Origin of the sequence: Nannocystis bainbridge (assembly GCF_028368995.1) — a bacterium.
In the GTDB taxonomy this organism is placed as follows: domain Bacteria; phylum Myxococcota_A; class Polyangia; order Nannocystales; family Nannocystaceae; genus Nannocystis; species Nannocystis bainbridge.
Window position 1 is genome coordinate 1,365,055 of the sequence record NZ_JAQNDL010000003.1, and the last position, 23,722, is coordinate 1,388,776.

Genomic DNA, 23,722 nt, shown 5'->3' on the forward strand with positions numbered 1-23,722 from the left:
TCGTCATCGCCACCGCTCGGCCCAGGGAGACCGTCGACAATGACCACCACCGACGCCGCGCTCGCGCACGGCCCCCGCGATCGCCTTCGTCACGCGCTCGAGCGGGCGGCCCAATGGTTGCCGATCCAGGCCCCGCTCGAGGTCTTCGTCCACAACAACCTGCTGGTCGCGTTCCAGCACCTGCCGTTCCACCAGGCGATGCTGGCGGCCCGCCGCAAGCTCGGCGTGCGCGGCTACTTCCCCGAGGACCGCTACCGCCACGAGCACGCGGTCGGGCGCATCACCGAGGCCGACCTCGACGCGGTGTTCGCCGACGAGCCGCTGCCCGACCTGCCGCTGGCGCCGAACTTCCCCTCGGCCCGCGCGATCGCCCGCACCGTCACCCGCTACAGCATCGGCGCCGAGACGCCGGCCGACCTGCACTGGAAGATCGTCGAGGAGCAGGCGACCACCTTCTTCGCCGCCGACACCGGCGAGGACGCGCGCAACGCCATCCTCGCCGCCACCGCCGACTGGCTGCAGCCGCAGCTGGCCCACCTGCAAGGCCGCGAGGCCGAGCTGGCGGCGCTGGTCGTCGGCCGCCCGCCGTTCCGCACGCCGACCGGCGAGCTGACGGCGCTGCTCGGCGACCGCCTGCACGCGGCCGCGTTCGCCGAGCGCCGCGAACCGGTGGCCGTGCGCGCGCTGTGGACCGCCTGCGTCGACGCCTGCGTCCACTACGCCGGCATGCCGGTGATCGGCGCGCGCAAGCTGTGGACCCACCGCGAGCTGCTGCGCGCCTGCAGCGACATCGACGCCAACGACCTGGTCCACGCGGTGTTGATCCCGCTGTGCGCGGCGTTCCTCGACCGCGGCCAGTCGCACTGGTCGATGCCCGACCGCGCCGACGGGTTCTTCAACGCGTGGTTGCGGGTCAAGCAGGCCGGCGTGTCGATCCGCCCGAGCTGGCTCGGCGGCGCCGACAAGCGCATGCGCGACTGGCAGACCCGCGGGGTGACGGCCGAGGACGCGGTGATCGAGCTGCTGGCCGAGCTCGGCGTCGAGCCCGACGAGTACGAGGCCTACGTCGAGCGCACGCTGCTTCAGCTGCCGGGGTGGGCCGGCATGTTCCACCGCCTGGGCCACGCGCCAGGCCCGATCGGCCGCTCGCGCGCCAAGATCGAGCTGCTCGATTTCCTGGCCGTGCGCCTCGCGCTCGACCTGTTCGCCTTCCGCGACATCGCCCGCCAGGTCGGTCACAGCGGGCCGGCGTCGCAGATCCGCCGGGTCTGCGCCGGCCTGCCGCAGATCGCCCCGCCGCCGGTCCGCGGCCCGCACGACACCGCCTGGCCGCTGTTTCAATTGGCGCAGCACGCCGGCATCGCCGCGCCGACGATCCGCGCCGCCAGTCGCGGCGAGATCGACGTCCTGGTCGCGTTCCTCGACCGCCACGACGACATGACCCGCATGCGCCTGTGGCACGAGGCGTACGAGCGTCACTACCGGGTCGAGCTGCTCGACGCGATCGCGGCCAACGTCCGCCAGGCCCGCATGCCGGAGGTCGCGCCGCGGTTCCAGGTGATGCTGTGCCTCGACGACCGCTTCGAGTCGTCGCGCCGCTACCTCGAGGAGATTTCGCCGGAGGTCGAGACCTACGGCGGGCCGGGCTTCTTCGGCGTGGCGTTCGCCTACCAGGGCATCGACGACCCGCGCACGTTCCCGCTGTGCCCGGTGATCGTCACGCCGCAGCACCGCATCGACGAGGTCGTGCTGACGCAGCAGTACGACCTGGCCCAGCTGCGCAAGCAGCGGATCCAGCGGATCGCCCGGGTGCGGCAGCTGTTCGGCCGGGCCTCGCGCTCGCTGTGGCTCGGCCTGCTGGTCAGCATCGTCACCGGCGTGTTCTCGCTGGTGCCGCTGCTGCTGTCGATCTTCGCCCCGCGCACCGCCGGCAAGCTGCGCGAGGCGGTCCGCAAGCGGATCCTGCCCGAGCCGAAGACCCGCCTCACGCCGGCGCGCATCGGCCTCGACAAGGCCCCGGGCGACGACCTGCTGCCCGGCTTCTCGGTCGACGAGATGGCCGCGCGCGTCGCCTCGCTGCTCGAGAACCTCGGCATGACGAAGCGCTTCGGCAAGCTGATCGTCGCCCTCGGCCACGACACCTCGTCGGTCAACAACCCGCTGCTCGCGGCCTACTCGTGCGCCGCGTGCGGCGGCCGCAGCGGCGGGCCCAACGCGCGCTACCTGGCCCACATCGGCAACCGCCCCGACGTGCGCGAGCGGCTGGCCGCGCGCGGCATCGTCATCCCGCCCGAGTCGGTGTTCGTCGCCGGGGTCTACGACACCTGCGCCGAGAAGATCGCGTGGATCGACGAGGACCTGCTGCCGGCCGCGGCCCGCGGCGAGCTCGCCGCGCTCACGGTGATCCTCGACGAGATGTGCCGCCGCAACGCGCTCGAGCGCAGCCGCCGGTTCGCGACCGCGCCGAAGCTGCCCGACGCCCAGGCCGCCCGCAAGCACGTCGAGAGCCGCGCGGTCGACCTCAGCGAGCCGCGCGCCGAGCTCGGCCACGCCACCTGCGCCTGCAGCATCGTCGGCCGGCGCGAGCTGACCTACGGCCTGTTCCTCGACCGCCGCTGCCTGCTGATCTCCTACGACCCGACGCAGGACCCCGACCACAAGATCCTCGAGCGCACCCTCGCCGCGACCTCGCCGGTCGGCGCCGGCATCTCCCTCGATTACTACTGCTCGAGCGTCGACCCGGAGAAGCTCGGCTCGGGCACCAAGCTGCCGCACAACGTCACCGCTCTGGCCGGGGTGATGAACGGCTCGTCGAGCGACCTGCGGACCGGCCTGCCGACCCAGGCGACCGAGATGCACGAGCCGATGCGGCTCGAGGTGATCGTCGAGGCCACGCCCGAAGTGCTGCAGGACATCCTCACTCGCCAGGCCGCGGTCGCCGAGCTGGTGCTGAACGAGTGGGTGCGGATCACCGCGATCCACCCGGACACGCGCCAGATGTGGACCTTCGACGCCCGCTTCGGCTTCCGCCCGTACGCGCCGACGCCGGTCGAGCTGCCGGTGGTGCCGCGCTCCGAGGACTGGTGCGCCGGCCGCGTCGAATGCCTGAAGCCGGTCCGGGTCGTCACGCCCAACGAGGTGAAGCATGCTCCCTGAACTGCTGTCCGTCGGGTTCGCGCTGGCGCCGGTGTGGCCGGCCCTGGCGGCGATCGTCGTCGCCCTGCTGCTGCTGCCGGGCACGCGCCCGTCGGAGCGCCTGGTCGCCCGCATCACCACCGCGGCCGGCTGGCTGAGCCTGCTCAGCGCCGTCTGCGGGGTCGGCCTCTACCTGTCCCATGGGCCAGTCGATTATCGGCTCGGCAACTGGTACGACGCCGCCGGCTACAGCTTCCCGCTGGTGCTGCTGTTCGACGGCCTGGCAGCGGCGATGTCGGCGTTCATCGCCGTGATCGTGCTGACGACGGTGCGGTTCTCGGTGACCTACCTGCACCGCGAGCCGGGCTTCATCCGCTTCTTCGTGCTGACCCTCGGCTTCGCCGCCGGCATGCAATTGCTGGTGATGGCCGGCAGCGTCGAGCTGCTGTTCATCGGCTGGGAGTTCGTCGGCCTCAGCTCGGTGCTGCTGGTCGCGTTCTTCCACGAGCGGGCGATGCCGGTCCAGGCGGCCCTGCGCGTGCTCGTCACCTACCGCGTGTGCGACATCGGCCTGCTGATCGGTGCGGTGACGCTGCACCACTGGCTCGGCAGCACGGTGTGGGTCGACGTGTTCGCCCGCCTGCCGCAGCACACCGGCGCCGCCGCCGGGCTGGCGACCGCGCTGGCGCTGGTGTTCGCGGCCATGGGCAAGTCGGCCCAGTTCCCGGTCGGCGGCTGGCTGCCGCGGGCGATGGAGGGCCCGACGGCCTCGTCGGCGGTGTTCTACGGCAGCCTCTCGGTCCACGCCGGGGTGTTCCTGCTGCTGCGCGCGGCGCCGCTGATCGAGCAATCGCTGACGGCGCGCATCGTGCTGGTGATCGTCGGCCTGACGACGGCGGTGATCGCCGCGCTCAGCAGCCAGGTCAGCGCCGACGCCAAGTCGGCGGTGGCCCACGCGACCGCCAGCCAGGTCGGCCTGATGTTCGTCGAGTGCGGCCTCGGCTTCTACACGCTGGCGACGGTCCACCTGATCGCCCACGCGACCCTGCGCTACTATCAATTCCTGCGCACGCCCACGGCGCTGCACGACGCGCTGTGGCAGCAGGCCGCGCTCGGCCGCACCGACTCCGACGAGGCCGCGGCCCGCTGGGAGGGCCTCGCGCTCGGCCAGCGGCGCGCGCTCTACCGCCTCGCGCTCGAGCGGTTCGCCGTCGAGCAGGCGCTCGACCGCCTCGTCACCCGCCCGATCATGAACCTCTCGCGCCTGCTCGATCGGCTCGAAGGCGGCCTCCTGGCCCTGCACGGCCGCCAGCCCGAGGCCGGCACCGGCGCGCCGCTGCCGGTCATGGCGCCCGACATGAACGGCGACCCCGCTTTCAGGCCCGCCGACCACGGCGCGCCGGAGGCCCGCACATGACCCACGACCTGGTCGCCCTCGCCATCCCGCTGCTGTGGCTGTTCCCGCTGCTGGCCGCGTTCGTGGTCCAGTTCCTGATCCGCGAGCCGACCCGCCAGCGCGACGTCGCCATCGGCGTGGCCTGGGTGGTGTTCGCCGTGGCGATGGGGGCGTTCCTGCTCAACGGCTGGGACTCGCACTTCGACCGCGACGACCTCGAGTCGGGGCTGTTCATGTCGCTGCGCTTTCACATGGCGGTCGACGGCCTCAACGCGCTGCTGCTGCCGATGACCGCCGCGATCGCCCTGGCCTCGCTGCTGTCGACCCCGCGCTCCGACCTGCGCGGCAACACGGCGGCGCGGATCCTCGCCGTGGAGGGCACCCTGCTCGGCTGCTTCCTCGCGCTCGACGCCGCCACCCTGTCGCTGTTCTGGGTCGGCTCGATGCTGCCGCTGTGGCAGGACACCCGGCGCAGCAAATCGCGGCCGCTGCACCTCGTCATGACCCTCGCCATCGCGGCCACCACCGCCGCGCTGGTGGCCGCGCTGGTGATCATGGCCGGGGCCGGGGCCGCCGGCTCGGCCTCGCCGTTCGACCTGCTGGCGCTGACGCAGGCCACCACCTCGTTGCCGCCGATCGTCGGCTGGCTGTTCCTGTTCGTCGCGCTGCTGCGCATGGGCATCTTCCCCATGCACCTGTGGCTGACCGCGGCCGGCTGGCGCGCCCCCGGCTACTCGGCGATGCCGGCGCTGTTCACCTCGCTGGGCTCGTTCGGGCTGACGCGCGTGGTCATGCCGCTGTTCCCGCGGCTGTGCGAGCAGGTGTCGACGCCGCTGGTGGTCCTCGGCGCCGTCACGGCCCTCTACGGCGCGGTGCTGGCGGTCGGCCAGTACGACCTGCGGCGCGTCATCAGCTACTTCTGGGTCAGCCAGATGGGCCTCGTGCTCACCGGCCTGGCCACCCTCAACGCCCCCGGCGTGTCGGGCGGGCTGCTGCAGGCGATGTCGTCGGTGGTCGAGGTCTGCGGCCTGATGCTGATCGCGCTCGAGGTCGAGGCCCGGGCCGGCACCACCGACATGCGCCTGCTCGGCGGCCTGGTCCGCCGCGCCCCGCGGCTCACCACCGGCTTCCTCATGCTGTCCACCGCGGCCGTCGGCTTCCCCGGCACGATCTCCTTCGTCGCCGAGGACCTCGCCATCCAGGGCCTCCTCTACGACCACCCGCTGGCCGCCGCGCTGCTGCTGGTCGTCACCGCGATCAACGGCGTGGCCCTGTTCAAGGCGTTCAAGCAGACCTTCCTCGGCCCCGGCTCGCAGCACGCCAAGGACCTGCGCTCGTTCGCCGACCTGCGCGGCTGGGAGTACCGCGCCTCGGTCGCGCTGATGGCCACGCTGCTGATCGGCGGCCTCATGCCGCAGCCGCTGCTCGCCGTGCGCGCCGGCGTCGTCGACGCCCTGCAGAAGCTCGAGCCGGCCGCGGCCCACGTCGTCGCCCCGGACGACGACGACGACGACGACGGCTGAACGTCGAAGCATGTCGCACCGGGCTCGCCATGCCTGTCCCTTCGGACATCTCGCGCGGCTAGCGACGACGCATGGCCCCGGCCATCGACCCGCCGCCGACCTCGGCCTGGCCGCGGCGCACGTCTCGCCGGGCGCACGTCGACATGTCTCTTGGGCCATCTCTCCGACGCCGTCCTCGTCCTGTCCGGGACCAGGGTACCGGCCTCGACCGTGATCGTCGCGGTCGAGCTCCCACGACCTGTCCTTCGTGACATCCCCTGCGGACCCGCGCCGGGCCGCGGCTCGCGCCGCATTCTTCGGCCCTGTGATTTTCTCTGTCAGACGTCGACCTGCTCGCGTCATACTGGGCGAGCAAGGGTGCCGCGGCGTAATAGTTCGCCGCGGCAGGATTTGGCTCCCGCCGTCGCATCGACGGGAGCGCTGAAGTGGTCGGGCCGCCATTTCGCAGACGCCTCGTGCGGCTGCGGAGGACGTCCCGTGTCACCACAACTGAAGACCCCCGACCACGCGCCTGCGCCGGCAGGCTGCGCGTTGCGACTGTTCTGGATGCTCGTCGGCAACGCGATCGTCTACGCCTGCCTGGCCACCATCGCCTTCCAGGGCCTGCCGTTCCCGTCGCTGCTCGACGGCGTCGTCTGGATCACCGTCGCGCTGACGATCGCCGCCCGCCGGGTCGACATCACCCGCTGGGCCGGCACCACGGCCAGCGGCGAGCCGGCCACGCTCGCCCACTGGCGGCGCTACGCCGTCACCGTGGTCGTCGTCACCGCGGCGGTCTCGGTGCTCGCGCACGCGCTGTCCGGTTAGTCGGCCCGCGCCGTCGCGTCGTCGACCGCGGCGCCGCCGCTCGCGTCCGCGGGGCCGGCGACGCCGTCGCGCCGCGGGCACGGACCGACCACCAGCTCGACGGCCCACCCCGGGCCGTCGCGGACCTCGACGTCCGCGCTGGCGAACGCGCCCAGCAGCAGGTCGCCGGTCCGACGCACCTCGTCCTCGGCGACGCGCTCCTCGTCGGCCGGTTCGGCGGGCGGCGGTCGGTCGACGCACGCCCGCAGCCCTGGCGGGCGCCCGGCGGACGCCAGCCCGCGCGCCAGGGCCCCGAGGAACTCCGGCGCGGGGCTCTGGCCGGCGCTCCACCTGCCCACGAGGACAGGTTCGCTGCGGACGGCGATCGACTCGCCGAGCGCGAGGCCGAGGAAATCGGCGAGCAACGCCTCCGCCGCCGCGCCGAGCGGCGGCCCCTGGTGGCGGACGTGCAAGGTCGTCACGTCGGCGCCGAGGTCCACCTGCCAGCCGTGCAGCGCGCCGCCCGCGGCCGGCCAGTGGGCCGCGAGCGCCTCCTCGATCGGCTTGCGCAGCAGCGACGGCCGCGGCTGCGGCGCGAGCGGGGCCGTCGCGGGCGTCACCGGTGCCGCCATCGCGGCGGTGATCCTCTGCAACGAGCGCTCGTCGGCCACCGCGGTGACGTCGACCTCCGGTTCGCTGCCGGCGACGGCGGCGATCCGCGCGACCAGCAGCGCCTCGACGTCGTGCGCCTCCTCGGGGGAGCCGATCAACGCCAGGCGCACGCGCACCCCGCCGGGTTCGACCACGAGCGCCGTGCGGAACGAGCGATCGTCGGGGGCGACCTCGGCGAGGATCCGCGTCACCGCGTCGCGCACGCGGATCTTCCACGCGACCTCGGCGAGGGCGGCGCGCAGCGGCACGTAGACGCTGGCGAGCAGCAGGGTCGGCAGCACGAGCCGCCAGATCACGCCGTAGCGGGCGCCGACGGCCCGACGCAGGCGAGCGGCGAGCGCCGACGCGCCGTCCTCCGCGAGCACCACGTGGTTGAAGCCGAGGCCGACGAACAGCAGCGCCGAGCAGAAGATGATCGCGCAGAAGTTGGCCGTGAACAGCAGGAACGCGCCGCCGGCGATGTTCCACTGGTTCACGCCGAGCCCGTAGCCGGCCACGCACAGCGGCGGCACCAGCGAGATGCCGATCGCCGTGCCGGCCGCCGCGCTGGTGGTGTCGGCGCTCTGGCGGGCCGTCGTGAAGCCGGCCGCCAGGGCGCAGAAGGCCGCGATCGCGAGGTCGAGCACCGTCGGCGACGTGCGGGCCGCGATCTCGGGCGTCGTCTCGTGGAACGGCAGGCCGACGGTCAGCCCCGCGGCCAGGAGCACCACCCACGCGATGCTCGCCGCCACGCGGAACATCGAGCCCAGGGTCAGGAGCGGCGAGCCGACCGCCAGGCCCATGCCCAGCCCGACGATCGGCGACATGAGCGGCGAGATCAGCATGGCGCCGATGACCACGCCGGTGCTGCTGAGCACGAGGCCGAGCGTGGCGATCCCCGTCGCCAGCACCAACTGCAGCCAGTAGCTCACCGTGTCCGCACGATGGCGCGCGTACATGTCGCGGACGATCGCCGCGCGCTGGCCGGCCGGGACCCCCAATCGCCGCGCCAGCGCGTCCTGGATCGGGTGCTCGCGGCCGGCCGCTGCAGATGCGTCGCTCATGTCCGCGGATCGTAGTCGCACCGCGCTCGCGCTTGAATGAACTCGAGATCGTCGAGCGCGCGGCAGCTCACCGGCGCGGGCGTGGCGCCGTCGAGCCCGCTCGGCGGACGCGCGCGACGCGGTCGAGCTCGCCGCGCCGCTTCGTCAGTCCTTGCGCACCGCGTGGAATTTCCCGTCGGTCAGCGTGGGCCCCTCATTGCCGGCCGCCGGCGACCACTGGAAGCTGCCGTCGATCGCCGACTCCGAGGCGGCGCTGACGATCACCTGGGCGCCCTTGAGGTCGACGTACGTGCTGCCGCGGATGCTGTCGGTCACGACCGTGTTCTTGGCCTCGTCGCCCTGGGCCGCCTTGGCCGCCGCCGTATCGACGCCCACGCTCACATAGCGCGAGCTCCCGCCGGTCGTGTACGTCGCGGCGCCCTTGAAGTCGGCGACGACCAGCACGAGCTCCTCGCGGTTCACCGCGCCTTCGCTCGTCGCGGTGTGGCTGCACGACACCGTCAACGTCTCGCCGCCGCCGTCGCTCGCCTTGGCCCGCGCCGAGCAGCGCTCCGCCGCCCACGGTCGACCGTCCATCGTCACCGTCCCGTCGCCCCTGTCCTTGGCCCCCCCGGACGGCTTGGCCGCGGCCGGTGCGGGCGCCGCTGCGGCCGCGGTCGCGGCCGGCTTCGTCTCCGCGGCCTCGCGCTTGGACTCGTCGTCGCACGCCGGAGCGATCGCCGCGACGATCATACAAAGACACAACCTCGAATAAACACCACGCATGCGCCTCCCCTAGCACTGCTCGAGCGAGGGTGTCCACGCGCGAAGTCGGACCGAACCTCGATTCGTGCATGCACCACCTCGCGTCCTCGGCGACGTCTCGCCTCGTCCGATTTTTTTTTGCGGGCCCGGGAAGATCGCGAAGGCCCGGCGTTGTCGCGGCAGACCCCGACGTCCGGCGCGCGCGACCTCCGCGACGCGTCGTCCGACGGTCGCAGCCACGAGACCGACACGATGCAATCACGAACCTTCCTCAGTGCCACCCTCGCCACCCTGCTGCCCGCGATCGCGGCCTGTGACAGCGACGCCGCGACCGACACCGACGACGCGCTGCTCGCGGGCGAAGACACCACCGATACGGATGACGGCGCGGCGATCGAGCTCGACGCGCGCGACGTCCTCGCGGCCGACAGCGAGCCCGCGACCATCGTCGGCGGTCAGCCGGCCGCGGCCGGCGAATTCCCGTTCATGGCGACCATCGAGGTCGACACCCCCACCGGTCTCCGCATATGTGGCGGCACGCTCGTCGCGCCAGCGCGCATCCTGACGTCGGCGGCCTGCATCACCGATTACGGCGCGGTGGCGCTGCCGGGCCAGATGACCGTCGGCATCGGCGATATCGGCTTCAGCGTCACCGCCTCCGACGAGATCCGCAGCGTGTCGCAGGTCGTCGTCCACCCGAAGTACGTGCCTGCGCTCCCGCGCCACGACAATCCTTACGCCCTCGCCGTCCTGGTGTTGAGCTCGCCCTCGAGCTTCGCGCCGGTCGAGATCGCCAGCCCCTTCGGTCCGAGCGACCGCGCGAAGTGGTTGCCGGGCGCGCTCGTCACGGCGCTCGGGTGGGGCGACCTCATCCCCGGCGGCCTCGGCTCGTTCAGCCTGCAGAAGATCCAGCTGCCGGTGTTGACCGACACCGACACCGGCGCCCAGTGGCTCGATGGCGACTACGACCCGGCGCTGCACGTCATGGCCGGCTCGCCTCCGGCTGGCGCGTGCGACGGCGACGAGGGCGGCCCGCTGCTCGTCCAGACCGCCGCCGGCTGGAAGCAGATCGGCGTGCACCTCTACACCAGCGGCTGCGACCTGGACTATCAGCCCTACGACTTTGTCAGCCCGTCGCTGTTCAGCCGCATCGGCGCGCCGACCCTGCACCGCTGGCTCCGGACCGTCCTCCACGAGACCCCCGCGGTCGGCGACGTCGACGGCGACGGCAGGGCCGACATCGTCACCTTCACCCACGGCGATTCGTCCTACGGGCCGCTCGACGTCTACGTCGCGCTGTCGAACGGCGCGACCTTCGGCACCGCGCAGAAGTGGCACGATTGGTGGGCCCACCGCGGCCACACGCCGATGCTCGGCGACTTCGACGGCGACGGCCGGGCCGACATCTGGGCCTTCACCGACAAGCAGGTGTGGGTCCGGCGCTCGCGCGGCTTCGACTTCAACGGCGGCGGCTACGAGACGCCGGTCGGTAGCACCACCGCCGTCAGCATCGGCGCCGTCGGCGACGTCAGCGGCGACGGTCGGGCCGACGCCGTCGTGTTCGCCAATGACGGCACCGGCGACGTCCACGTCATGCTCGCCACCACCTCGGGCTTCGGCGCGAAGACCAAATGGCACGACGCGTTCTCGTACGCCGGCGAGACGCCGATGCTCGCCGACATGAACGGCGACGGCCGGGCCGACCTCGTCAGCGCCACCCAGGGCATGAGCGGCCGCGAGCTCCGCGTCGCCCTCTCGACCGGCAGCAGCTTCGGCGCGCGCGCGACCTGGCGCATCAACCACATCCAGGCCAGCGAGGTCCCGGCTCTCGGCGACTTCAACGGCGACGGCAAGCACGACGTCCTCCGCTTCATCGGCAACGGCGTCGTGTCGGCCGCCAACTCGACCGGCGCCGGCCTGTCCGCCGAGACGCTGCGGCGCCTCGATTTCGGCGACTACGGCGACGTCCTGCGGATCGGCGACGTCGACGGCGACGGCAAGGACGACCTCCTCCGCTTCACCCAGGACGTCGCCGCCGACGTCTTCGTCGCGCGCTCGAACGGCACCATCTTCGACGCGCCCTACCTCGCCCACGGCTTCTTCTCGCCCTGAGCCGCGTCCGCTCGTCCGCGCCCGGTGAGCGGATCGTGAATACACGCGCCTGTCGACCGCGCAAGGACCGGCGGGCGCCGGCGCCGTAGAATCGCCATTCACCGCCGCGCGCTCGGGCGCGCAGAAAGACGCCCCTCATGCAGCTCACCGTCCTGCTCGCCGCGCTGTGGCTCGCCCCGACCCTCCCGGGGTCGGCGAGATCGAAGACATGCTGGCCCGTCGCGGCCCCCGCCTCGCTGGAGGTCCCCGAGCTCGTGGCGATGGAGCGCCTCGACGACTGGAAGGCCGGGCCGCGCTGGCCGGAGGTGGCCGAGAGCGCGGTGGTCGTCACCCCGCACGCCGACGACCGCGGCCGGTTCATGGCCTTCCTCGTCGACGTCAAGGAGCGCAGGATCGTCGCCGTGCGCGACGGCGACACGCGCAAGCACCTCGCGCAGATCGGGCCGCCGGCGAACCATCGCGTCCCGGTCGACGTGTCCGACGAGATCTCCGGCGCGGTGATCATCGTCCGCCCGCCGAAGCCGCCGGGCCCGCGCGGGCTGCCGAAGGACCTGGTGGCGCGGATCGTCGAGGTCGGCGTCATGGCGGGCCGCGCCGAGCGCTGGATGGACCCGGGCTCGCGCGATTGACCGGCCCCGCCAGCGACCGGCCCGATCCTCACATGTCCACAAAGACATGTCCCGCGGCCGCGGGCGACGACCGACCGCCGGGCCCGCGGGTCTCGCCGTACACCCCTCGCGCGGCGATCGTCACGCCGTCTGGCGCCGCCCTTAGAAGTGGAACGCTCCGCCGAAGTACACGTACCAGTCGTCCTTGACGAGCACGTTCGTCCGGTTCCTGAACACAGCGTCCTTGTTGGCCCCGTAGCGCCCCTCGGCGCGGAACGTGAGCTGCGGCAAGGGCAGATACTCGAGGGTCAGGGCGCCGCTGTGGCTCTGCCAGCCGTTCGGGGTGTTCGTCCTCAGCTCCGGGACGATGTCGGCCTTGTTGTAAAGGTACTCGTACCTCGCGGCGATGCCGACCTTCTCCGTGATCGCCAGCCGGGCGGAGAACGCCGGCGAGACGACGAATTCGTACCTCTCCTTCTCGTTGTTCTTCTGCATGACGAGGTCGAACATCGGGAAGATCAGCCAGCGCCTCCCGAGCCAGATCCGGTAATACAGGTTCTGGTAGTGCCTGAAGATCGGCGGCTCGCCCTGTCGGGCCTCGTTGCCCCAGTACATGGTCCAGTCGCCGACGATCTTGAAGGGCCTGAAGACGCTCCAGACGAAGCCGTACCCCTTCCTGCCGTTCGCGTCCCGCACCTCCTGCCACCCGTTCAGGACCATGAACCTCAAGGTCATGTCCTTGCGAAAGTGATAGTGGAGCCTGGCCCCCGCCTCGTAGTCGGGGGTGAAGTCGGCGATGTACGCGCGCGTGGCGTGGAGGTTCTCCTTGTTCAGGACGATCTCCGCGCCGTAGTACGAGGGGAAGATCCCGGCCTCGACCGCCAGCTTGGGGTGGAAGAAGTAGTAGATCGCCGCCTCGCGGATCAACTGCAGCGATTTGGGCTCTTCGTTGTAGAGCGACTCGACGATGTGCCCGGCGTGCACGGCGAAGCGGAACCGGACCTTGTTCGGGACCTCGTACTGGCCCTGCACGAACCCGTACGCCAGCGCGAACTGGTTGGCGTAGAGCGGATAGCTCGTGTAGTCCCTCCTGCCGTAGTCCTCGACCTCTTGCTTGGTGATGTAATCGTAGTACTGATGTCTCCCTTGCGGCCCGATGGCGTAGCCGAAGTCCCCGTACAGGTTCAGGGACAGGATGCCTCTGCCGATCTTGGTGCTGATCGGCGGCACGAGCGGAGCGCCGCGCGCCTCTTTGCACCGACGCAGCAGGCACGGGAAGGGCCCTCGCGCCGAAGCGGGCGCAGCCCAGGCCGAGGGAGCGCCCTCCATGACCGCGCCCCGCGGTGACGGAGGGACAGCCCCCGGCGCCTGGGAAACCGGCCCCGGCGTCACCGGATCCGGAGAGACAGTCTCACCGGGTCCCGGAGACTTCTTGGGCCGGATGACGCGCTTGAGCTCGGTGACTTCGGCCCGCAGGAGCTCCAGTTCGCGCCGCAGCGCTTCGGTCTCGCTTTCGGCCCGCGTGACGGACGAGGCCGACGGATCGGGCACAGGGACCGAGTCCGGCACGGAGCTCGACGGGGGCGTGACCGTCGGCGCTGCGGGTGCGTCCGGCGAGGCCGAAGACGAGGGTGTCGAGCTCTCGGGATCGGCGGCAGGCGGCGAAAATGCCGGCTGCCAGGCGCCGATGGGGCCGATGCCCACAATCACGAGGAACGCTGTAAGAGCCGTGAGCGGGGCGTTCAAGAGCAAGTCCTTGGGCCCGGCAGCATACCGGAAACCCAGGACACCTTTCATGTGAGAAAGGCTGCACCAGGAGCGATCGCGCCCGCCCGTCACCCGCCAGGGACTTCGCTGTCGGAGCTGCTGACGCGGTGTCGGCTGGCGACCGTGCGCGAGGGACGAGGAGCGAAGCGGCCGACCTGCCCGCGCGAGAGATCGCGGACCTCGACGTGAACGAGTGGCCCGGCGTCGGGCGCCGCGCCGCGCCTCAGTGCGCCGGGATGGTCTGGCCGCCGCGCCACACGCCGCCGGCCCGCCCGATCCGGCGCACCCGGAACGCCAGGAAGATCAGCGAGAAGCCGACCAGCAGCGCCCACACCCCGATGTACAGCATCAACGCCAGCGCCCCGGCCCCCGGCATCGTCATCATCAGCCCGCCGAACAGCACCCCTGCGAGGCCGCTGAGCGCCAGCCACCATTCGCCCTCGATCTCCTTGCGCAGGCGGATCGCCATGACGATGCGCAGCACCCCGGTGATGATTGCGTACGCGGCGATGTACATCAGCAGCACCAGCGCCGTGATGCCGGGCACGCGCAGCGCCAGCAGCCCGAACGCCACCCCGCACAGGCCCTCGAGCAGCATCAGCCACCAGTGCTCGTTCTCCTTGCGGCCGGCGAACGACCCGCCGATCAGGAACACCCCGTCGACCAGCACGAACACCCCGAACCACACCGTCAATGCCGCCAGCGACAGGCCGGGCGCGACCAGAGACAGGGCGCCGAACAGCAGCGCCACGAGGCCGCGCAGCAGCAGCGACCACCACGCCGTCGAGAGCGATTCACAGAGCATGAGACCCCTTCTTTCAGCCCTCAACGTGACGCACTCTCGCACCCCGTCCAGCAGCCCCAGCGACGATTCGCCTCCGCGCCCGCCGCGCCTGCCGGCCGCCCTCGTCCGTTTTTGCATTCCTTGTGTTTCGAGGTGGAATCAGCGGACTCGACCGCCGCACCGGCGGCGAATCCTGCCACGAATCACCCTCGACGCGTTCGCTGCCGCAATCACTGCGGATTGATCACCTCGAGCCGCGTCCCGCCCGGGTACGCGTACGAAGTCACGTCCGTATACCCGTAGTTGACGATCCCGAACGGCTCCGCGCTCGCGGCCAGGTGGCCGCCCTCCGCGATCGGCCAGTCGGCCACCTCGTAGCCGCCGACCGCGTAATAACCACCCACCGCCACCCCGTCGACTTGCACCTCCGCCCCGCCCTTGATCCGGACGATCTGTGCGAAGTGTTGTGAATACCCGGTGCCGGTGGCGAACGCGTAGCGGTCGAGGAATTGCTCGACCGGGATCGCCTGCACCATCGCCGGATCTCCCGTCCCGCCGCCGCCGTCCTGGCTCTCGAGGTATTGCACGGGCAAGAACGGCTTGTCGCCCGCGAACACGAAGCTCGTCCCGGTGTTCACCACCAGCTCTTGCCATTCGCCGCGGTTCAGCTGCAGCGGCGTGCCCGGCAGCGGCGGCACCGTCGACACCGTCGTCCCGTCCTCGCCGCCGAACACCCGCCAGTAGTGCTTCTCCTTGTGGCGCGCCGGCGCGTGGGCGCCGACGTACTCACGACCCCAGTAGGCCAGCGGCAGCATCTGCTCCTCCACGTGATCGCAGTACGACACGTTGCTGCTCGGCACGTTGACGCACTCGACCGCCCCGACCACCCAGATCGGTCGGTCGGCGCTCACGATCGTGCCCGAAAGGTCGCCGCTCGGCCCCGGCGCGATCACCTGCAGCGTATCGAAGCGGTTCATCACCACCTCCCCCGTCTGGCCCGCGAACACCTGCGGCACCCCCTTGCCCGCGCTCGTCGTGATCGGCGGCGTCCAGCGCACCGTCGTCTCCTCGGCGATCGCGATCACCGTGAAGTAGCTCGGCGACTCCTCCTGCGTCTGCCGGTACGACGCCACCACGTAGCTCGCCTGCAGCGCGTGCTCGGGGAACAGCATCGACGCGTCATTGGTCGCCTGGGCCCCGATCGGCGAGTGCTGGTACGCCACCACCGGCACGTCGCTGTCGACCCGATAGGCCCCGCCGACCCGCAGCGCCGACACCTTGTCGATCGGCGGGTTCGTCAGCGTGAACGTGTGCGTCTCGCCCGGCCCGATCTTCACCGCCGGGCCCTGCGGCGCCTCCACGTTCTGCCCGGTCGGCGCCAGGTACAGCTGCACCGTCGCCGTCTTGCTCGCGTGCGTATTGCCGATCACCAGCGAATCGTTCTCCTCCGCATAATAGTTGTCCATGCGGCTGGCGAAGAACGAGCAGCCCACGGTGCTCGGCGTCGACTCGGCCAGGTCGCACAGCGAGAAGCACTTGCTGCCCGCGCACGCCTCCGCCGGCCCGCACGCGACCGGCGGCCCGTAGCCGCTGCCCTCACCGTTGCATTGCGCATAGTGATCGTCGTCGACGCACTTCGAGCTGTTCGGCGGGCAATCGCCGGCCTCGCACGACCCGTGCGCGCACGCCTGGTCGCGTCCGCACGGCTGCGGCGCGAACGCCGAACAATCGGCCTGGCACACCAGGATCTGCGCGCCCTCGCATTCGCCGAGGTCGCCCGGCGCGCAGCTGCACACCGCCTCGCCCGTCGAAGTCGAAGTCGTCGAGCTCGTCGAATTCGTCGAGCTGCCCTCGCTGCCCGGCTCGGCTGTCGTCGTCGGCGGCGCCGCCTCGCTCGTCTCGCCCGTCATCGGCCCCGGCGCCGCCGTCGTCCCCGTCGTGCTGCCCGTCGGCGCCGATGCGCTCGTCGCCGCCGGCGTATCGTTGCAGGCGGCGAGCAGGCACAGGAGCCATGGACCGGCGAAGCGCGGGCAACGTGACATGCGCCGACGTTGGCCAAAACTGCATGGCGATGCAACTCGGGCCGCGCCCTGCGGCCGGCGAACTCTGTTTCCCGGCCCCGCGCGCGCAGGTGCGCCTCGCTCACACCCCGCCTCGCCGGGGCCCGATCCCCGACCCACCTGTCCCGAAAGTCAGGCGTTCGCGACGGACGGCTCGATCTTCAGCGACGCCCCCGTGGCGGCCACGATCGCCTCGACTGTCACGCCTGGCGCCCGCTCGACCAGGCGGAAGCCGCCCTCCTCGACCGCGATCACCCCGAAGTCCGTGATCACCAGGTTGACGCAGCGCATCGCCGTCAGCGGCAGCGAGCAGCGGCGGACCAGCTTGGCCCCCCCGTCGCGGTCGGTGTGGGTCATCACCGCGATCACCTTGCGCGCCCCCGTGGCCAGGTCCATCGCCCCCCCGATCCCCGCCACCTTTTGCCCCGGCACCATCCAGTTGGCCAGGTCGCCCGTCTCTGCCACCTGCATCGCCCCCAGCACCGCCACATCGACGTGGCCGCCGCGGATCATCGCAAAGCTCAGCGCCGAATCGAACGTCGACCCGCCGGGCACGATCGTCACCGTCTGTTTGCCGGCGTTGATCACCTGCGCATCGACCTCGTCGTCGTACGGGAACGGCCCCATCCCCAGCAGCCCGTTCTCCGAGTGCAGCAAGATCCCCGAATCGGGCGGCAAGTAGTTCGGGATCAGCGTCGGGATCCCGATCCCCAGGTTGACCACGCTGCCCGGGCTCAGCTCCCGGGCCGCTCGCGCGGCCATGTCTTCGCGGCTCCACGGCATGGCCGGCGGATTTTGGCTGGCGCCGCGCCGCGAGGCAACGCGAAATCGGTGCGTTTCCGCGCTCCAGGGCCATCCTTCGGCAACCGCGCCACATTGCCGGCGCCTGTCGTTTGCGGGCACCCTTCGCGGGCATGCGCGTCGTATTCCTCGCGCTCGCCGCCCTCCTCGCGTGCGCGCGCCTCGGCGGGTCGCGCGACGGCGACGACGAGCGCGAGGTCCGCGTCGCCGCCGAACCGCTGACCGCCGAGCAGCAGACTCGCCTCACCGACCACGCCCGCGCCGGCGGCCTGCTCTGGTGGCGCCTGCCCGGCGACGCCGGCCCGCGCTGCGAACCGTGGCGCCTCGTGCCCGACCCCGGCGATCTCACCCACGGCCACCTGCTCCTGACCGACCCCCCGCCTGTCCCGACGGACAGCCCGCCGGACCCGCGCCCGCCCGCCGACCCCGACCCGTCCTCTGCCCCCGAGGACAGCCAGGCCCACCAATCACATGTCCCGAAGGACAGCCGCACCGACCCGTCCTCTGCCCCCGAGGACAGCCAGGCCCACCAATCACATGTCCCGAAGGACAGCCGCACCGGCTCATCCTCCGTCCTCGAGGCTAGCCCCCCGCTTCCCCCGCCCCTCGCCTCGCCGGGTCCTCCGATCCCCGTGACCCTCCTCGCCGCGCCGGCCCCGACCGCTCGGCTCGCCTGGCCTCGCTTCCCACCTGTCCCCGAGGCCAGCCCCGCTCCCGCCTCCCCACCTGCACCGAGCGACATGTCCTCCGGGACACTCACCATCCAGCTCGACTACAGCCTCGCCGAGGGCCACCTCACCCTCACCGCCCCCGAGCACGAGCGCCTGGTCCCTGCCCCCGAGGGCACCAAAAAATCGGAGGAGCGCGCCCTCACCTGCGTCTTCACCGGCATCGCGCTCGGCGGCCCTGCCGGCGGCCCGCGGCGGCTCATCCTCGCCGCGCGCGAGCGCTTCTTCTTCACCCGGGACGCCTGCGATGCGGCCGGCTTCGCCGACGATCCGCCCGGGCCCGACGAGCTGCGCGTGCTCGGCTGCGCCGGCGCCCTCGCCGATCCGGCCACCCGCGCCCGCCTCGAGCGGCCGCCCCCGCGCGACGCCCCCGACGCCGCCGCCCGGCTCCACCGCGCCCGCGCCGTCCACCACCTCCGCCGCGGCAGCGACGGCGCGCTCGTGTGCGACGTCTGGCGCAACCGGCCCGAGCGGGCTCGCGGGCATGGCCGCCTCGAGCACCGCGGCCGCGACGACGACGGCCGGTTCGTCCGCACCTACGCCTACGACGTCGGCCCCGGCTACCTCACCCTCCAGGGCCCCGCCGAGTTCCGCCGTATCGACCTCGCGGGCCAGCGCACCGACATCGTGCGCGCCAGCAGCTGCCTCGTCACCCGCGGCGTCGCGGCCGTCGGCCCCACGGCGATCGACCTCGGCGGCGAGCGCTGGTACCTGTCCCGAAGTGCATGCGACGCCGCCCGCCTCGCCGGCGCCCCCGCCCCCGTCGGCCCTGTCCCCCTGCTGGTCGCCGGCTGCGAGTGAGCGCCATCGCCGGTCCCGAAGTCCGCGCCCCCACCCTGCGCGCGCTCCTTCAAAGCACCCGCCCCTGCGAGGCCCCGCGACGCACGTGACCCCGCCCGCATCACCCCGGCCGCGCCCGCGAACGCCCCGATATCGGCCCGATCGCCGCCGCCACAATTTTGCGTGACCCTCCCCGCAACCGCTGCGCTCCCGTGCGCTCGCTGCAGGTTCCGCGCCTCGACCCGCGCCGCGCATCACCTGTCCCGAAGTACATGTGCGCCGCCTCGCAGCCCCCGCGCGCCCGTGCCCTCCCGACCGCCCGCCGCCGGGTTCAGCGGCGCCGCGAACTACAATTCACCTGTCCCAAAGTTTATGTGACCCGCTTCGCAGCGCCCGCGCTCCTGCGCCCGCCTCACGCGCTTGCGAGGGCGAACGAGCGCCGCGCGACCTGGCGGCGCCGGCGCGCGTCCGGCCCGGACACTCGTTCGGGCACCCCCTTCGACTTGATGATTTTTTGGTGCGCCGGATCGCGGAGGCTCGCCAGGCCCGCTGCGCCGCGGTCGCGCCGCGCCGGCCCTCGCCGCCACATCCTCGGCCTACAGCTCGCCTGTCCTCGAGGCCAGCTGCACCATGAGCACCCGCGCTATCGACATCGGCATGGAAGTCTCGCAGCCCGAAGCTCTCGAGGATCTGTGCACCACCCGGCGCACCTTGAGCCCCGCGGAGCGAGAGCTGTTCGGCACCGCTGCCGACGCCCTCGGTCGTTACTCGCTGCTCGGCAAGCTGGGCAGCGGCAGCATGGGCGTCGTCTTCCGCGCCTACGACCCGCGGCTGCAGCGGCCCGTCGCCGTCAAGATCCTCTACCCCTCGGGCAAGAAGACCGCCCACCTCGTCTCCACCGGCGACACCCGGCTCCTGCGCGAAGCCCAGTCGATCGCACGCCTCTCGCACCCCAACATCGTCGCCGTCCACGACGTCGGCGTCGTCGGCGACCGCATCTTCCTCACCATGGAGTTCGTCGAGGGTCCGACCTTGCGGCAGTTCTGCGACCAGCCGCGGGGCTGGCGGGAGCTGCTCCCCTTGCTGATCCAGGCCGGGCGCGGGCTCGCGGCCGCCCACCGCGGCGGCGTCATTCATCGCGACATCAAGCCCGACAACATCCTCGTCGGCGACGACGGCCGCGTCCGCGTCGTCGACTTCAGCGTCGCCCGCCCGCAAGGCGGCAGCGGCGACACCCTCGTCGGCAAGACCCGCCTCACCGACACCGAGACCCACAACCTCGTCGGCACCCCCGCGTACATGGCCCCCGAGCAGCTGCGCGCCGCCCCGGCTTGCGCGCGCTCCGACCAGTTCGCCTTCTGCGTCACCGCCTTCGAGTGTCTGTTCGGCGAGCGGCCGTTCGCCGGTCCCACCCTGCGCCGCCTGATCGACAACGTGCTCGCCGGCCCGCCGACCCAGCCGCCCCCGTTCAGCCAGCAGATCCCCCGCGCCCTCTATCAATGCATCGCCCGCGGCCTCGCTCTCGACGTCGACGACCGCTGGCCCGACATGGACACCCTCGTCGCCCAGCTCGAGGAATTCGCCGCCCGCGGCCCCCGGCGCTCCTCCCTCCTCCTCGCCGCCTCGCTCGGCGCCGCCGCGGCCCTCACCGTCGGCGCCGTCGCGGCCCAGTTCACCGGCACCAGCTGCTCCCACCCCGAGCTCGCCGCCCACCTCCATACCCGCTGAGCGCCGCGGCTCGCTCGCGCCCTCGTGACATGTCCCTTCGGACATCCTCGCCAGCGCCGCGACGACCTGTCCCGTCGGCCATCCGTCGACGGCCACCACCGCGTCGGGCGTGCCATCGAACACCGCGCCCTCCTCAGGGGACGCGATATCGAAGTCCAGCGGAGGATGCGGCACGAAACCGGTGTCGGTATCCGCCGCCGCAGCGGGAGCGGCGACCACCAGGAGCCACGCACGACAGATCGAGCCAGGCGCACGCATGTCCCAGGCCTGGCAGCCGAAAGGTCCCCTCTCCAATCCGACGCGACACGACCTGTCTCTCGTGCCAGCGCACTCGCGCTCGCGCGGAAATTCCGCCGACCACGTTGTCAGCGCCGGGCCCTGGGCCCTACCCTGACGCGATGCATCGCCCCCTCAGCTTGAGCCCGTCTGCGCTCGCCTTGCTCGGCGCCGGCTTGATGTCCGCCTGCCCCCTCCCGCCGGCCGCCGACACCGAGACCGCCAGCGACGGCACCACCGCGACGACGACCGACGGCGGCACCGCGACCACCGAGACCACCGCCACTACCGAGACCACCGCCACCGATCCGACCACCACCACCGGCCCCGGCACCACCGAGCCCCCGACCGGCACCACCGCGACCTCCTCCACCACCGACGACACCAGCACCACCATGCCCGCCTGCCGGGCCGAGTGCGGCGACGGCCTCGTCGAATGCGACGAAGCCTGCGACGCCGGCCCCGACAACAACGACATCGAGCCGGGCGCCTGTCGCAGCGACTGCACCGCCGCCGGCTGCGGCGACAGCGTCGTCGAATACCTCGACGACGAACAGTGCGACGACGGCAACCGCAGCGACGGCGACGGCTGCAGCGGCGCCTGTCAGGTCGAGGTCGGGGCCGCCTGCGGCGACGGCCTGCTCGACCTCGACCAGGGCGAAGAGTGCGACGACGCCGGCCTCGACCCCGGCGACGGCTGCGGCCCCAACTGCCAGCTCGAGCCTCCGGGCGGCGCCTGCGGCGACGGCCTCGTCGACCCCGTGCTCGAGGTCTGCGACGACGAGAACCTCGCCAACGGCGACGCCTGCAACCCGACCTGCAACCTCGGCAACAGCACCTCCCTGTTCGTCGGCAGCCAGGGCCAGCTCGGCCTCAAGGATGGCGTCGGCCAGGCTGCGCGGATCTCCGGCACCGGCGGCCTCGCCGTCGACCTCACCCACCTCTACCTCGCCGACGCGCAGAACAACTGCATCCGCCGCATCGACATCGCCACCGCCACCGTCGAGACCATCGCCGGCTCGAACACCGGCGCCAGCGGCTACCTCGACGCCCCTGACGGCCTCGACGCCCGCTTCGCCGGCCTCGACGCCATCGCCACCGACGGCAAGACCTTGTGGGTCAGCGACGGCACCAACAAGCGCCTGCGCGCCGTCAGCCTGACCGCCCCGTATGCCGTCACCACCGTCGCCGGCAGCGGCATGACCGGCGTCGCCGACGGCATCGCCGACGCCGCCACCTTCGACGACAACCGCGGCCTCACCTACTACGCCGGCCGCGTCTACATGGTCGACGCCAGCGCCGCCGTGCTGCGCCGCTTCGACCCTGTCACCCAGGAGGTCGTCACCCTCGCCGGCCTCGCCTACGAGAACGGCGGCGACGACGGCGTCGGTGACGTCGCCCGCTTCGTCAGCCCGCGCTACCTCACCTCCGACAACAGCGGCATGCTCTACGTCGCCGACACCAACGGCTTCGCCCTCCGCAGCTTCAACACCGTCACCGGCCACGTCGGAACCTTCGCCGGCACCGGCAGCGCCGGCTACGTCGACGGCATCGGCGCCGCCGCGGCGATCCACCGCCCGCGCGGCCTCGCCAGCGACGGCGCCAGCCTCTACTTCGGCGAGTTCGCCCAGCACACCGTCCGCCAGGCCATGCTCGCCACCCGCGAGGTCTCGACCAATGCCGGCCAGCACTGCGACGGCGACATGACCTGCCCTGGCGCCTACGTCGAGGGCGTCGGCGTCGAGGCCCGCTTCAACGGCCCGTTCGCGCTCGCCTACCACGACCCGAGTCACTCGCTGTTCGTGCTCGACAGCGCCAACCGGGTCATCCGCCGCGTGCAGTGATTCGCCGCCGCCGACGTGGTCGGCGCGCCGCTCCTCCGACCGCGATCGTCACTCGACCGCGTCGAGGAACTCGTCGACCAACCGGTTGAACAGCGCCGGCCGCTCCCAGTAGACCGAGTGCCCCGTCTCCGGCACTTTAATAAAGCGCCCGTGGACCAGCAGGCGCGCCAGGTGGGCCACCGAGTCGGGGGCGCACACGAAGTCCTCCTCGGCCGTCATGCACAGCGTCGGCACCGCGAAGCCCTCGAGGTCGCGCGCCGTCACCGTGCGCATCCCCAGCAGCACGTCGCGGATCGCCCGCTTGTCGGCCCCGCCGAGGACGTCCATCCCGCGATACAGCTCGTGCATCGCCGGCTGGTCGCGCACCATCCGCTCGCCCGCGGCGGGGTGCACCCCCTTCATGAACGCCGCCGTCGCCCGCCCGCGCAGGCGGTTGATCGCCGCGTCGATCTCCGGCGTCGTCACCTGTCCCGTCGTACAGGCCATCACCAGCGCCCGCACCTTCTCCGGCCGCCGCATCGCGTAGCCGAGGCAGCTCCACCCGCCCATCGACTGCCCCACCAGCCGCACGTCGTCGACGTGCAGGTGCTGCAGCAGCGCGTCGAGGTCGTCGACGAACCTGACCGGCCCCTGCCCCGACGCGTCGCGCGACGGCGCGAAGCCCCGGTGCGAGAACACCACGCAGCTGAACCGCTGGCGAAAGTGCGGCACCTGCTGCCACCACGACAAATAACCGCCCCCGAGCCCGTGCGCGAACACGAGCGGCGGCCCGCTGCCGTGCACCTCATAATAGAGCTCGCCGTCGGGCAAAGTCAGCGTCGCCATGACGCCACCCTATCGCGGCCCGCTGCGCGGCGATAGCCCCGTCACCCCTGCGCGCCGGATCGGCCCAGCCCGGCGCGCGCACATCCTCGCAGCATGCAGCACCCGATCGG

The 23,722-nt window shown here is 72.1% G+C and carries 16 protein-coding genes; 9 read left to right on the forward strand and 7 right to left on the reverse strand.

Annotated features, from left to right (window positions below):
- Positions 1-39 precede the first annotated feature (39 nt).
- The 4 genes from POL25_RS30680 (at position 40) to POL25_RS30695 (ending at position 6,861) form a co-directional block, all read left to right on the forward strand.
- The gene (locus POL25_RS30680) at positions 40-3,156 is read left to right on the forward strand and encodes a DUF2309 domain-containing protein (RefSeq protein ID WP_272089814.1); all 3,117 of its coding nucleotides are present in this window, start codon (positions 40-42) and stop codon (positions 3,154-3,156) included.
- Entirely contained in the window at positions 3,146-4,552 is a 1,407-nt protein-coding gene (locus tag POL25_RS30685) for a proton-conducting transporter transmembrane domain-containing protein (RefSeq protein ID WP_272089815.1), read from the forward strand. The genes POL25_RS30680 and POL25_RS30685 overlap by 11 nt, the downstream gene beginning before the upstream one ends.
- On the forward strand, positions 4,549-6,054 hold the full coding sequence (locus POL25_RS30690; protein WP_272089816.1) for a proton-conducting transporter transmembrane domain-containing protein: 1,506 nt from the start codon (positions 4,549-4,551) through the stop codon (positions 6,052-6,054). The genes POL25_RS30685 and POL25_RS30690 overlap by 4 nt, the downstream gene beginning before the upstream one ends.
- Positions 6,055-6,531: 477 nt before the next feature.
- Entirely contained in the window at positions 6,532-6,861 is a 330-nt protein-coding gene (locus POL25_RS30695; RefSeq protein ID WP_272089817.1) for a hypothetical protein, read from the forward strand.
- On the opposite strand, the gene POL25_RS30700 is transcribed toward POL25_RS30695, so the two are convergent.
- Complete coding sequence (locus tag POL25_RS30700) at positions 6,858-8,555, reverse strand: DUF389 domain-containing protein (protein WP_272089818.1); 1,698 nt, start codon at positions 8,553-8,555, stop codon at positions 6,858-6,860. The two genes, POL25_RS30695 and POL25_RS30700, sit on opposite strands and share 4 nt — an antisense overlap.
- Positions 8,556-8,699: 144 nt before the next feature.
- The gene (locus POL25_RS30705; RefSeq protein WP_272089819.1) at positions 8,700-9,320 is read right to left on the reverse strand and encodes a hypothetical protein; all 621 of its coding nucleotides are present in this window, start codon (positions 9,318-9,320) and stop codon (positions 8,700-8,702) included.
- Between the two features lie 231 nt (positions 9,321-9,551).
- Here POL25_RS30705 and POL25_RS30710 point away from each other — a divergent pair, with 231 nt between their 5' ends.
- Both POL25_RS30710 and POL25_RS30715 read left to right on the forward strand, forming a co-directional pair.
- The gene (locus POL25_RS30710; RefSeq protein WP_272089820.1) at positions 9,552-11,411 is read left to right on the forward strand and encodes an FG-GAP-like repeat-containing protein; all 1,860 of its coding nucleotides are present in this window, start codon (positions 9,552-9,554) and stop codon (positions 11,409-11,411) included.
- Between the two features lie 137 nt (positions 11,412-11,548).
- Positions 11,549-12,040 (forward strand): hypothetical protein, encoded by a 492-nt coding sequence (locus POL25_RS30715; RefSeq protein ID WP_272089821.1) that lies wholly within the window; start codon positions 11,549-11,551, stop codon positions 12,038-12,040.
- A 141-nt stretch (positions 12,041-12,181) separates the two neighbouring features.
- Here POL25_RS30715 and POL25_RS30720 read toward each other — a convergent pair whose 3' ends face one another.
- From POL25_RS30720 to POL25_RS30735, 4 genes are all read right to left on the reverse strand, one after another.
- Positions 12,182-13,249: an outer membrane beta-barrel protein gene (locus POL25_RS30720; protein ID WP_272089823.1), complete on the reverse strand. Its 1,068-nt coding sequence runs from the start codon at positions 13,247-13,249 to the stop codon at positions 12,182-12,184.
- Between the two features lie 760 nt (positions 13,250-14,009).
- Positions 14,010-14,591, reverse strand: a complete 582-nt coding sequence (locus POL25_RS30725; RefSeq protein WP_272089824.1) for an HdeD family acid-resistance protein — start codon at positions 14,589-14,591, stop codon at positions 14,010-14,012.
- Positions 14,592-14,800: 209 nt separating this feature from the next.
- The gene (locus POL25_RS30730; RefSeq protein ID WP_272089825.1) at positions 14,801-16,612 is read right to left on the reverse strand and encodes an IgGFc-binding protein; all 1,812 of its coding nucleotides are present in this window, start codon (positions 16,610-16,612) and stop codon (positions 14,801-14,803) included.
- A 150-nt stretch (positions 16,613-16,762) separates the two neighbouring features.
- Positions 16,763-17,413 (reverse strand): 3-oxoacid CoA-transferase subunit B, encoded by a 651-nt coding sequence (locus POL25_RS30735; RefSeq protein WP_272089826.1) that lies wholly within the window; start codon positions 17,411-17,413, stop codon positions 16,763-16,765.
- A gap of 131 nt (positions 17,414-17,544) precedes the next feature.
- Between POL25_RS30735 and POL25_RS30740 the strand changes: the two genes are divergently transcribed.
- The 3 genes from POL25_RS30740 to POL25_RS30750 all read left to right on the forward strand — a co-directional run bounded on the left by POL25_RS30740 (position 17,545) and on the right by POL25_RS30750 (position 22,787).
- Positions 17,545-18,960 carry a hypothetical protein gene (locus POL25_RS30740; protein ID WP_272089827.1) on the forward strand — a complete coding sequence of 472 codons (1,416 nt, stop codon included), beginning with the start codon at positions 17,545-17,547 and terminating at the stop codon, positions 18,958-18,960.
- A 609-nt stretch (positions 18,961-19,569) separates the two neighbouring features.
- Positions 19,570-20,667, forward strand: coding sequence for a serine/threonine-protein kinase (locus tag POL25_RS30745; RefSeq protein WP_272089828.1), 1,098 nt, complete (start codon positions 19,570-19,572; stop codon positions 20,665-20,667).
- Positions 20,668-21,065: 398 nt separating this feature from the next.
- Positions 21,066-22,787 (forward strand): hypothetical protein, encoded by a 1,722-nt coding sequence (locus POL25_RS30750; RefSeq protein ID WP_272089829.1) that lies wholly within the window; start codon positions 21,066-21,068, stop codon positions 22,785-22,787.
- A gap of 48 nt (positions 22,788-22,835) precedes the next feature.
- Here the strand turns inward: POL25_RS30750 and POL25_RS30755 are convergent, their stop codons facing one another.
- Positions 22,836-23,612 carry an alpha/beta fold hydrolase gene (locus POL25_RS30755; protein ID WP_272089830.1) on the reverse strand — a complete coding sequence of 259 codons (777 nt, stop codon included), beginning with the start codon at positions 23,610-23,612 and terminating at the stop codon, positions 22,836-22,838.
- Positions 23,613-23,722: the final 110 nt, after the last annotated feature.